Genomic DNA, 11,782 nt, shown 5'->3' with positions numbered 1-11,782 from the left:
CGGAAGACCAGGATCAATTCTCAATTAAGACATCATCAAAATTTGATTCATTTACATTAGGGTATATTTCTCTTCTTAATACAAAATTTTCATTCGTATAATGGTTAATAGCTTGCATCAACAAAAAAACATCTCCTTGTTTGATAATATCTGTAGCTACTGTGTCAGTTCTATTAGTTTGTTCCAAATCCCAAACCAAAGTATTTTCATCACCCTCACAATCTAGGTTGTTGATTGTGAGATTATTCTCATTTAGAAGACCAGTTAGATTGAATGAGAAGAATGCTATATCATCAGGATCTATTGTATAAACTTTCCTTTTACTACCAATACGTTTAAAGTGTTCGCCAACATGGAAATAACCCAAATTATAAATTGAGTCAGAAGGCATATTAGTACTAGATATTTCCTTGCTTATTAAAAATGGATGGTTATTTATTAGAAATGGAGGATTATTAGATGTTTCACAATCAAAGACTTGAACATAAAACGCCTGAAGCTTTAGGGGAACTCTATTCTGGTTTTTAATCCTAATGTTGTAAACCAACTTGTCTTCACCATTAGCAGAGTTGTCAAATTCTAAACTACGAGATGTTCGACCAAGTATAGGTGTTGGTTCTTTTTCAATTGATAGAAGTGGCCTTAACCATTTCTTTTTTTTTTATAAAATTGAAAATCTAGTCTTTGTTTACTGAACTCAAGTATTCCTTTGTGATATTCTCCTTTTATTGGTTCTGAAACATTAGGATCATCAATAATTGACTTGTACAGACATATAATTTGACGAAAAGCAAGCTCTTGTTCCCAAAATTCGTCGGACACAGTAGAGCTGATCTCTACGTTTTGATTCAAAGTTTGAGAAAGTTTGGATGCAAACTCGACTTTTGCATTAAGATCTTCAAGGCTCTTTATTTTGGTTAGGTCAATAGATGCAGCTGCCGAAAAATCTTTAATCAACTCGGAAGCAGCCTTAGCATCATTTTTATACTCCTTTCCAACTAATTTTGGCACATCATTACAATTGTCCTGTACTGGGCCATTTATTGAAGGATTTGATGTCCTTTTGCAAGCCATTCCAATCAACAGTAATAGTACAAATAGTATTTTTTGATTCATGATAAAGGGTTAGTCTACTAGATACTTATGTAGATGAGATAGATTAATTGTATAGAAGTTAACTAAATAAGGTTCATTATTTAAATTCAACGGAAGTAATTACAGGGAATTATTACATATTTCTAACAAAATCTAAGAAAAATACTAAAATACGATTTAATTGTCCTTTGCCTTGAGGAATCACCATACCGCGGTGAGGGATGTAGGCCAGGAGGGGAGGGAGATGTGTGTGGAAGATTGGGTGGATTATATTATTAATAGATCAAAAAGGAAGAACTTGAAGTATGGATCTAATAGTTGACAGTGAATTCAACGTTGAAGGGGATAGATATATAAACTTCGATGAAAATCTATTTTTGGAATTGGACAAGATTTGTAAGGTTTTAAAGAAACAGATATCCACTGATAGCAAGAGGATTCTTGTTTCAGAACTAAGGCAAGAAAAGATGTCAAGACCTTATGTGCGTGAAAGGTTAAAAAGCATTACTGATTTAGAATTTAACAGCTATCTAGGCAATGCAAGGAAGCCAGTCAATAATGATTATTCAGGGATATATTTATTTGGTTCTTGTGAAGAAAATATGATAATACCCGTTTATGTTGGTATTTCAAGAAATATTGTTCGAAGACTTGGAAAGCATTTTTGGGCTACAGGAAGCAATTCTGCCTCATGGATGTACAGGATTGCAAAAAAATACAATCAAGCAAATAGGGAGAACCACAAGTCTCATATCGAGAAATTACAGGAAGACTTGACTGGGAGAATTTATGTAACCATCTACCCACTTGCAGAGCCATACAAATTACATATTGCAGAAGCGTATATAGCAAGTAAGCTTAAAACCTATTGGAATACCTTCAAAACTCATTGATCAATTCGAGCACTCTTAGTCATTTTGGGGTGTGCGTTGATTTGTGGGAATGACAAAGTGTGCGCTTCAGATAACCAACAATTTTCATCTACAAGCAGAGACGTAGCACTCTTTTGACACTTCTTCCGAGGGAGGAATACTTTACCGAACTGAGGGATGAAGGCTTTAGAGATGGAAAGTGACAAATGTGTGCGGAATACTAAAATAAATTAAACAATTGTGGTCGCGTTAGGGATCGAAGCAAAGTACCATGTACTGCGTAGAGCCCGACCCGCAGGGTAACGTCCAATCATCTTTTTTGAGAAAGCAGTTTTATAGCTATGAGAAGAATATTTCACAAAGACCTACAACTAAAATAGAATATCTGGCAAAAGGTCTTTTAGAATCTAGACCAAGCCAAATTAAATTTTGTTAGTAAGAAAGGTTAGGTTTTTTTTAAACCAGACGGACAAGCATCGCCCGCCTAAAAGAGTCGCAAGCGAGGCAATAATTTCGGATGATATGGATGTTAGGAATTCCACTTAGAGTTTAAAGTTACAAAATATTCCCCTATTGGTTCGCCTCTTATAAATAAACACATCTATAATCCTTCTTGAAATAAATATATAAATCCTACATTTATATTTCGAAAATCGAAAGAATGATGACCCGATTAGGAGAATATCTTACGAAGAAGTCTGTTAACAGAGCAATGGTATCTAGGCGTACTGGAATTAGTCAGTCTCGTTTGAGTCAACTGAGTTCAAACGAAGGAACTCAACTGCGCGCGGATGAACTTTTTCTAATAGCCTTGGCTATTGACATAGACCCAGGAGAAATGTTCAGAGACATCTTCCGAAATTTAAAATTGGAAAACGACTGATTGTATGGGAGAACAAGAGATAAGACAATTGTTGACCAAGACGATTTCAGAAGAGCCAAATAATTACTCAAAGGTTATTGAACTATCATCGTTACTCGCCCAGTTCGACAAGGATAATGTTCGCTTTTCTGTGGACGCAGGAGTAATTGACAGGCTAGGCAGAGAACTTGTTGGAAAGAAAGAAACCGCAGTATCAGAGTTAGTAAAAAATGCATACGATGCAGATGCCAAACAAGTAAAGCTCACTTTTATCAATTCTGACAATGAAGGCGGCACGCTAGAAATTACGGATGATGGCATTGGAATGTCGAGAGAAGAATTGATCAATGGTTTCATGAAAATTTCTTCTACCGACAAAGTGCATAATCCAACATCACCAACTTATAAGAGGAATAGGGCAGGACGTAAGGGTATTGGAAGATTTGCTGTTCAGAGACTTGGTAAAAAATTGACAATAATATCACAAAGCGCAAATTCTGAAAGTGCAGTCAAAATAACCATCGACTGGAGTAGGTATAAAGGAGACCAAGATCTTTTAACTATTAATAATCACATAGAAGATTTACCAAAAATTCAAAAGCCTGGTACAACTTTAGTTATTGAAGGCTTAAGAGACAAGTGGACTACTGCTAGTATTGAACGTGTTTACAGATATGTCTCGGGTTTAATACAGCCTTTTCCTTTATCTAAGGAAAGAATACAGGATGAAGAAAAAAGAAATACTTCAACTAGTGATCCAGGTTTTAAAGCAAACTTGTTTAAAATAGAACAGGACAATATCATTCCGATTGCTGACGAACAAAGTATGATTTATGATTATGCTATTGCAGAATTTGAAGGTTATGTCGATAATGAAGGTTACAGTTTCCTATCAATAAAAAGTAAACGACTTGGAATTGATGATTTAGTTGAGCTTGGTGCTTCAAAGGATAAACCTAATTCTGCTTACGCACACTTAAAAAAAGTAAACTTCAAAGCATATTATTTTCTTTACACAACAGAATATATTCCATCACAACAACGTGCGAGATTGATTGAATTAGCACAGCATTCTGGTGGAATCAGGTTATATAGAAATGGGTTTCGGGTTTCTCCATATGGTGAATTTGGAGATGATTGGTTGGAGTTAGATGAATCCGTTAAAAAAAGAACCTTTCTCCCACAGCATAGTAATTCAAATTTCTTTGGATTTGTCGAGGTGCATGATCCCGATGGCAATCAATTTCAAGAAACTTCAAGCAGGGAGGGCTTATTAGATACTAATAGCTTTAGTGAACTACTAAATTTCGCATATCGAGGATTAACTACTGGAATTGTGAGGATAGCCAGTGCCAGAGATATTAAAGTAACTACAAATCAGAAGGACTGGGAACGGAAATATGAAAAGCCAGTAAAGAAACTTAAAGAGCTTAAGGATGAACTAGAAAAAGAAAGTGAGGCTAAAACAATTGATTCTTATTCAACCAAAAGCAAGGATGAAATTACGCATGAATTGATTGATAGGACGGATAAGATAAAAAGAACAGTAGAGGCAATTGACCAAGTTATTATTGAGCAAGAATTAGAGGATAGCTTGCAATTCAAAGAAACAGCTATACTTCGTGTGTTGGCCAGTTTAGGGTTATCAATTGGAATATTTACACATGAGATTAGACATTATTTGGCAACTATTCATGCTTCCACAAAACTCCTTTCAAAGAAATTTCCTGATGACGAGGCTTATCAAGAAAAAATTCAAAGATTGTATGATAATGTCAAGATACTTAGGACCTACACTTCATATTTCGATAAGGCAATTTCTGAGAATATAACCAGAGAGCTAATTCCACAAGAGATACCGGTACTTGTTCATAGGTTTTTCAAAGTCATCTCTCTAGATACTGGGATTAACAAAACTGAAATCCTCCCTCTTGAAGTACAAGGTTCTGATTTGTATACGATACCAATGCACTCATCGGAGTGGGCGACCATATTATACAATCTTTATACAAATTCCTTAAAAGCCATAAAACGTGCTGAAACTAAAAAAGGAAAAATTATGATAAGGGTCGGCAGACAGGATGAGAAGATATATCTCGAATTTCATGATAATGGAGATGGTATTTCATCAGAAAATCACCACAAAATTTTTGATGCATTTTTTACAACATCTACAGCTGCAGCCCACTTTGCCGATGAGCAAGATGATGTTCTTGGTACGGGGCTTGGGCTCAAAATAGTTAAGGATATTTTGGATGCGTACAATGGAGATATTTATGTGTCAGATCCTGATGAAGGTTTTAGCACTTGTATCAGAATCGAAATACCAGAGGCTACTGACAATGATTTAGAAGACATATAGTTATGAAATATCTTTATTTAGACGATGAACAAGAACAACAAACACGAGATTTTGTAGAACTATTGGAACATGAGGTTGAAGGGTTAGAAATTATTCCCGACACACCAAAATCTTTTGGAGATGAAATTAAACGGTTAAAAAAGGGTGATTATGATGGATTGATATTGGATTTGAGATTGGACGAAAAGTCAGAAGCAGAGTATCGTGCTTTTACATTGGCGCAAGAATTAAGAACAAGAGCGACTGAAGGTAAAATGAACGATATACCAATGGTTCTCGTATCGACTGATCCAAAACTCAAGAAATCCTATATAAAGGATTCAACAGGACATGACCTTTTTGATAGGAAATATTTAAAAGGTGAGGGTCTTGTTGATCAATCTGCTGAAGTTGCGAAAGAGCTAGTTTCGTTAGCAAAAGGATATGGACTCATTAATGAAATAAAGACGAAAAAGGGAGGAGCAGGAGCACAGTTACAAAGATTTTTTTTACTTAGTGATGAAGGAAATAACAAGTTAGATGTCAGGCTGAAGAATCACTTTGGTGAGGTAGAAGGTCGGATGCCAACTCATGAGTACGCAAGGTTTATAATGACAGAGTTAATTGAAACAAATGGCCCACTTGTGGATGTAGGTGTTCTTGCAGCAAGGTTGGGAGTTGATATGAACTCAAATGGATTTGACGCTTTAAAAATAAAGTTTGAGAAATTCAAGTACAAAGGGCCATTTGGAGATAAATGGGAAAGATGGTGGTGGCATCTAATCGAATCATGGTGGAATGAAAAAACTAAAAGTAATCTACCATTTCTAGAAGCTTCAGAAAGGGTAGAGATTTTGGAAAGGATTACAAAAGTAGAAGACTTATCTGTTGCTCAACCACTTGAACCAGGATATAGCTCTAAATTTTGGACAATCTGTCGGCTTTACAAAAAACCTCTAGATCCGTTTGATGGAATTTTAGTTGAAATGAAAAAAGAACCATTAGCATGGCAAGAGAGCTTATATATGTCTATAAAAGCAGCCTTATCAATTGAAAGTAAAGCTGAACGAATTTTTCCTCATCAACTAGAAAAGGATAAGGTGAAAGCATTAGCTAAAAGTAAATGAACAAAGCTGCGAAAAAAAAATATAAGCAATCAAATGCTGATTCAATAAGAAGACTTGGAAAATTGCTTTATGATTCTGGAGTAATCGGGGATAAGAAAAAGTTTGAAGATGCCTATAATCAATGTCTAAATGGGCCAATACCAGAGATTGCTGGAGTAAATATTGATTATTCAAAATGCTGGGGATATAGTCTTTCAAATGTTATTGTATCGATACCTATTGATTTAAAAGGCAATACAGTTTTACCTGATGGCGCTAAGGTTTCATCGATTTCAGTCTCGTCCACAGTAATTGGAAATTATGTAAGAGAGGACTATTGTTCTGACCCTTTTTCTCACCTTGAGTTTAATATCATACTTAAAGGTGAAGACATTAACGGGGCTGAAATGGTAGCATCATGGCACTTAGACAGACATTTAGTTAGTAAAAAAGATCCAATTAACGCACATCCAATATATCATTTTCAATATGGGGGAAAGAATCTAAAACTTCCCAATTCAAATTATGGCAGCCATCTTGTTGTTGATTCTCCAAGAATAATGCACCTCCCATTGGACACAGTATTGGGATTTGATTTCATATTAACGAACTTTTTAGGTGAGAAAAGTAGTGACCTAAGAAGAAGAAATAGACCATATGTCGCTCTAGTTCAAACTTTCCAAAAAGCTATTTGGAGGCCTTACATCCATAGCATTGCACGGCATTGGGATCCATATGAACCCGAAAAATTTGAGTGGGATAACGTGGCAATTTGCCCACAAATTGTATAATAATGCTCTGCTATGCATAAATCAGTTTATGACTACTTGAAAAAACACTCTAAGCATACCGACAGGGTTGATCGGTTGATTGTATCGGCATTTTTAACTTTCAATAATCTTAAACCACAAAATAATCAACTTCTTAGGTCATATAATATTGAGATTAGCCATTCAGATGAGCAGTCTTACTTGGATCAGTTTATTGAGTCTATAAAGAAAGATCGCCAAAACTTAGTAATTGAGGACTTGATTGAACTCTTTGAATTTGTAATTTCCCCATCTGACAAGGACGTAAATGGAGCAGTTTATACTCCAGTCAACATAAGGACTCATATTGTCAGTGAAACTCTATCACAACTCTCAAATCAAAATGTAGATATAAGAACTGCTTCTTATGGAGATATTTCATGCGGGTGTGGGGGATTTTTCTACACTCTGACTGAAATATTGAAACTGAAAACAGAAAAGACATGCGCTGAAATATTTAGGGATAACATTTTTGGCTTGGACATAGAAGAGTATAGTATTAAAAGAACCAAGTTGCTACTCTCAATTTTAGCCCTTCTTCATGGAGAGGATGAAACTGAATATGAGTGGAATTTATTCGTAGGAGATGCGCTTAAATTCAATTGGATCGAGAGCTGCGAAAAAATCAGAAGAAAAGATGGCTTTCAAGCTATACTAGGCAACCCTCCATATGTTGGTGCAGTAAAACTCGATTCGAAAACAAAGGAAGAATTAAAAAAGTGGGAAGTGTCCAAAATAGGAAAAGCAGATTTGTACATTCCTTTTTTCCAAATAGGTTTAGAACTCCTCGTTGATAAAGGAGTGCTTGGTTTTATCTCGGTAAATTCTTTCTACAAAAGCTTGAACGGAGTTGGTCTAAGAAAATACGTTTCGAATTACGGTTATGATTTCCAAATCGTAGATTTTGGAGGGGAACAGATATTTAAGGGAAGGACTACTTATACATGCATTTGCCTAATTCAGAAGCTTGATAGCAATAAAGTGAATTATGCTAAGGTAAAAAGCCGAGACTTGGCCAGATTAGTAAAAAGACATTTTATAACTATCGATTACCGAGAGTTAGATGATCATAAAGGTTGGCTTCTCGATGAAGCTAAAATTGCTGCACTTGTTCGAAAGATAGAAGCTACTGGAAAACCTTTGAGCGATTGCTTTGATATACGAAACGGCTTTGCAACTCTCAGAAACAATATTTATCTAATAGATCCTATCAAGGAAGACCTTAAGAATTATTTTGTAGTTATAGATAATAAGGAATTCCACATAGAAAAGAAAGTTTGTAAACCAGCGATCAAACCAAACATTCTTAAGACTGAAAATGATATTAAAGAAAAGCTTGAACATATCATATTTCCATATCATTTAAAAACACATCAAAATTCACTTTTCAATCAGAATAAAAAACATGAACTAAGCCTGTTTGAAGAGGACTATTTTAGGGAAAACTTTCCTGGAGCTTATGAATATCTGAAGTATCACAAAGTTGAGTTAGCAAAAAGAGATAATGGAAATAAGATATACCAAAGGTGGTTTGCATATGGAAGAAATCAAGGATTAACGTTTACTGGGAAAAAGCTCTTGTTTCCATATATTTCAGATCACCCATATTTCGTTTTCACAGACAATGAAGAACTTCTTTTCTACAACGGATTTGCGGTTATATCCCATGACGAAAGAGAGCTTAGGTTTATTCAAAAAGTGCTTAATTCAAGGTTGTTTTGGTTTTACTTGTCACATGTAAGCAGACCCTACGAAAACAACTATTATTCCATGGGGAAGCGATATTTAGCTCGGTTTGGAGTGTATCAATTCTCTGAAATTGAAAAAGATGAAGTAATCGCTCTTAAAAGTCAAGAAAAAATTGATGTCTATTTAGAGAGTAAGTATGAGATATCACTGCCTAATAATTACTTAAAGAACCTCGAAAAGGGAAGAAGGACTAGTTCTTAAAACACCAAAGGATCTTATTCTAATTTTAGACAGAATATTTGTGAAGTAGCTCGCATATAAGCTGATCTTTTTGAATTTCATCATCACTACAAACTGAATGTAAAAATGCTTGATTTTTCTCGTTCGATTTCATGATATTATTCTGAAACCAGATAAATGTATCAAGTTGTCTGGTAGATAATTGACTGACCATTTTTTCTAAAAAAGACTCTGATTTTGATGTGAGTAATTCTGTGTATTTACCAAATAGTCCAATAAACACATCCGATATCTGAATGAATTTATTATCAGTTGAGTCAATAAAGTGATATGAATTAATTTGTCTATCTCCATCCAATATTTCGCATTCTGTAAGCATTTTTTCCATTGTATCCTCCTTGTCAAAAAAATGGATTGAATTGGTAAACATGTAGAGTGGATATAAAAAGAATTGGAAGAAGTCCGGGAGCAAAACAAAATCTGTTTCATCCATAATAAATGGCAGGGAATCATTTCTAGTAGATTTCTTTAAAATCTGCTTTAAAGAAGTTAATCCAATATGAAATTCAAATTCATCTTCATATTCATTGAAGATATCGGTCAATTCCTCAATAAAGCTTCTGACCATTCCTGCCTTAATATTTGGGTATTGATATCGGAAAAAGAGTTGAACCACTTTCTCCTTTTCTTTCATTACAACTTTGTATAAGGTGTTTTTAAGCATTCGGATAAATCCTGATCCAAGCTCGAGTACTTCTTCCGAGTTTGAGACAGCAGAGTCAACAATGTCAACCAATGAATAGTAAAGGAGGTTTATGTTGCTATAGTGGATGTATAAATCACTGTAGTAAAGCCATTTAAGAAAGTAATTGAGCCTATCATATTTCAGGCAGTTAACAAAATCTCCTTTTGCCAGATGCTTCAATTTTAATTCGTTGGAAGACTTTTGAAGATTTAACCCATTAAATAAAGTACTCGTATCAATTTTCGTGGATTCGACTCCTTCCAATAAGACCCCCCCAATAACAAAATTTGTGTCATTGGTTACATTGAACCCATCATGTTTCAGGTAAAATCTTCTTATATTATTGGTTTCATCGTAAAAGAAAGTATAAGGCTTATCTAAATCTTTGAGACCATTCAAAATGATTCCAGTTTCTCTAAGCATTTTACAATCAACTGTTTTTTTCATAACACCACTTGGATGAGTATTAATATGATATGGTCAAGTCTGCGTCCATTATCTAAGTTAGATCAACTTGCAGAGACCATTATGAAAACGGGTTTTATTCTGTCTGAAAATCATCATGTCATTCAGAGTTACCTAAATCACAATGGAGCTCATTTCAAGATAATCAATCGAGTAGGGGAGTCAGAGTATGATATACTATGCAGACAGATCAATATCGAGAAAACAAACTATGCTTTTGTCTCGAAATCTGATCTTGAACGTGGTTTGAGAAATGATCTTTGGATTGGTTTAGTTCTGTTTGTCGATGGTCAGAAACCAACCAAGTATTTATTCCCAAGTTCGGTCTGGAATGAACCTAATCAGTTATTCACAGACTCAGCAGTCAAGAACCCTGAGTACGGGATCAATTTGAATCAGCGTACCATGAAGGATTTTGTTGAAAGGTATGCTTTTGAAAAGATTATAAAAGGAATATAGAATGTTTAAGAAAGGAGATATTTTGGAAGCTGATAAAAGGAAGTTTCATCAAGGAAGACATATGATTTTGATTTGGGGAGAATACAGAAATGAATATGACTTTGAGGGTTTAATGCTAACTCATTCTGATAGGTATCCAGACAATGTACTACTTGATAAAACACATGTTTCTAATGATCATGAATTTCGTTGGGAGAATACTCACTTTGTCAATCAACTATTCATTAAGCTATCAGACTGGGGTCCATTTGAAAAAGTTGGAGAAATAACCGAAAGTGGTATGAGTTTCATTGAAGAAAAACTCACGAACACTGAAGCTACCTATTACATGGATTACATTAAACATTATGTTAAGTAGAATTATTCTACTCCTAGGTGGGCGGCAAGACAGAATAGCGCGCCATGCGCTGGCTTGAGGGCGGAAGCTTTATTCTGTCTAGATTTTTTGTTTACTTTTTTATCAATGAAAAAAGTAAAAGCCCAGCGGCTTGAGCGATTAAGCGAACACAGATGAAAGGAATAACAAATCGTGAGCTGTTCGTCATTTATCCTTCGTTCCTAGCCGGCCGCAAACTCAGGATGACATTCCTTGTTGGCCTGTAAAGCTTTAACGAGATTCTCACGTCCTTATCAGCCGTTGGCTTGATAAATCCTCAGAATGACGGCAAGGGTTGGATGAAGCGCTGCAAACAAAGCGATGGACTGCAAGTGTTATACAGCCAAGTCCTAATCGCCGTGAGTAGCGTATTTAAAATCAAACTGAACAATTCCCCGAATAACGAAATTTTGAACGATACACGTTGGCTGGAGAACTTTTGCTTTGGGCTGGTAATTCCGCCAGAGCGGAAAAGAGCGTTGGGAAACTATTAATTGGCGTGTCTTGTCCTGAAATAGGTTTACACAATTTATTGTAAATCAAATGAATTATTTCAAGAATGGAAACACACGACGTGGTAGTGAGATAAGTTTATCAGAGCGCCAGGATATCATTAAAGAATACCTTACCGGTAGCTTCACCAAGCAGGAAATTTGGATGAAGTATACGGGCCAATTGGAAGAACACGGTCAGCTTTTGAGATGGATGCGGATGTATGGGTAT

Annotated in this window: 12 protein-coding genes; 9 read left to right on the top strand and 3 right to left on the bottom strand. The window is 35.4% G+C overall.

Annotated elements, in window-relative coordinates:
- Positions 1 to 13: 13 nt before the first annotated feature.
- Complete coding sequence (locus ABJQ32_00940; protein ID MEP5288180.1) at positions 14 to 547, bottom strand: hypothetical protein; 534 nt, start codon at positions 545 to 547, stop codon at positions 14 to 16.
- Between the two features lie 95 nt (positions 548 to 642).
- On the bottom strand, positions 643 to 1,116 hold the full coding sequence (locus ABJQ32_00935) for a hypothetical protein (protein MEP5288179.1): 474 nt from the start codon (positions 1,114 to 1,116) through the stop codon (positions 643 to 645).
- Between the two features lie 284 nt (positions 1,117 to 1,400).
- Between ABJQ32_00935 and ABJQ32_00930 the strand changes: the two genes are divergently transcribed.
- The 6 genes from ABJQ32_00930 (at position 1,401) to ABJQ32_00905 (ending at position 9,035) form a co-directional block, all read left to right on the top strand.
- The gene (locus ABJQ32_00930) at positions 1,401 to 1,988 is read left to right on the top strand and encodes a hypothetical protein (protein ID MEP5288178.1); all 588 of its coding nucleotides are present in this window, start codon (positions 1,401 to 1,403) and stop codon (positions 1,986 to 1,988) included.
- Positions 1,989 to 2,628: 640 nt separating this feature from the next.
- Positions 2,629 to 2,850: a helix-turn-helix domain-containing protein gene (locus ABJQ32_00925; GenBank protein MEP5288177.1), complete on the top strand. Its 222-nt coding sequence runs from the start codon at positions 2,629 to 2,631 to the stop codon at positions 2,848 to 2,850.
- A gap of 4 nt (positions 2,851 to 2,854) precedes the next feature.
- Positions 2,855 to 5,191, top strand: coding sequence for a sensor histidine kinase (locus ABJQ32_00920; protein ID MEP5288176.1), 2,337 nt, complete (start codon positions 2,855 to 2,857; stop codon positions 5,189 to 5,191).
- Between the two features lie 2 nt (positions 5,192 to 5,193).
- Positions 5,194 to 6,297, top strand: coding sequence for a hypothetical protein (locus ABJQ32_00915; protein ID MEP5288175.1), 1,104 nt, complete (start codon positions 5,194 to 5,196; stop codon positions 6,295 to 6,297).
- Positions 6,294 to 7,067, top strand: coding sequence for a hypothetical protein (locus tag ABJQ32_00910; protein MEP5288174.1), 774 nt, complete (start codon positions 6,294 to 6,296; stop codon positions 7,065 to 7,067). Before ABJQ32_00915 ends, ABJQ32_00910 begins: the two co-directional genes overlap by 4 nt.
- Positions 7,068 to 7,079: 12 nt before the next feature.
- Positions 7,080 to 9,035 carry a DNA methyltransferase gene (locus ABJQ32_00905; GenBank protein ID MEP5288173.1) on the top strand — a complete coding sequence of 652 codons (1,956 nt, stop codon included), beginning with the start codon at positions 7,080 to 7,082 and terminating at the stop codon, positions 9,033 to 9,035.
- 25 nt (positions 9,036 to 9,060) lie between these two features.
- On the opposite strand, the gene ABJQ32_00900 is transcribed toward ABJQ32_00905, so the two are convergent.
- Positions 9,061 to 10,206, bottom strand: coding sequence for a DUF3800 domain-containing protein (locus tag ABJQ32_00900; protein ID MEP5288172.1), 1,146 nt, complete (start codon positions 10,204 to 10,206; stop codon positions 9,061 to 9,063).
- Positions 10,207 to 10,218: 12 nt separating this feature from the next.
- Here ABJQ32_00900 and ABJQ32_00895 point away from each other — a divergent pair, with 12 nt between their 5' ends.
- From ABJQ32_00895 to ABJQ32_00885, 3 genes are all read left to right on the top strand, one after another.
- A complete protein-coding gene (locus ABJQ32_00895) occupies positions 10,219 to 10,683 on the top strand; it encodes a hypothetical protein (GenBank protein MEP5288171.1) in 465 nt (154 codons plus the stop codon).
- A 1-nt stretch (position 10,684) separates the two neighbouring features.
- Positions 10,685 to 11,041 carry a hypothetical protein gene (locus tag ABJQ32_00890; protein ID MEP5288170.1) on the top strand — a complete coding sequence of 119 codons (357 nt, stop codon included), beginning with the start codon at positions 10,685 to 10,687 and terminating at the stop codon, positions 11,039 to 11,041.
- A gap of 561 nt (positions 11,042 to 11,602) precedes the next feature.
- Positions 11,603 to 11,782: hypothetical protein (locus ABJQ32_00885; GenBank protein ID MEP5288169.1), on the top strand; the 180-nt coding region annotated here is incomplete at its 3' end.

Source organism: Marinobacter alexandrii (assembly GCA_039984955.1).
Classification (GTDB): Bacteria; Bacteroidota; Bacteroidia; order Cytophagales; family Cyclobacteriaceae; genus Ekhidna.
Note: the sequence above shows the minus strand (reverse complement) of the source record. Positions and strands in the feature narration are given on the sequence as shown.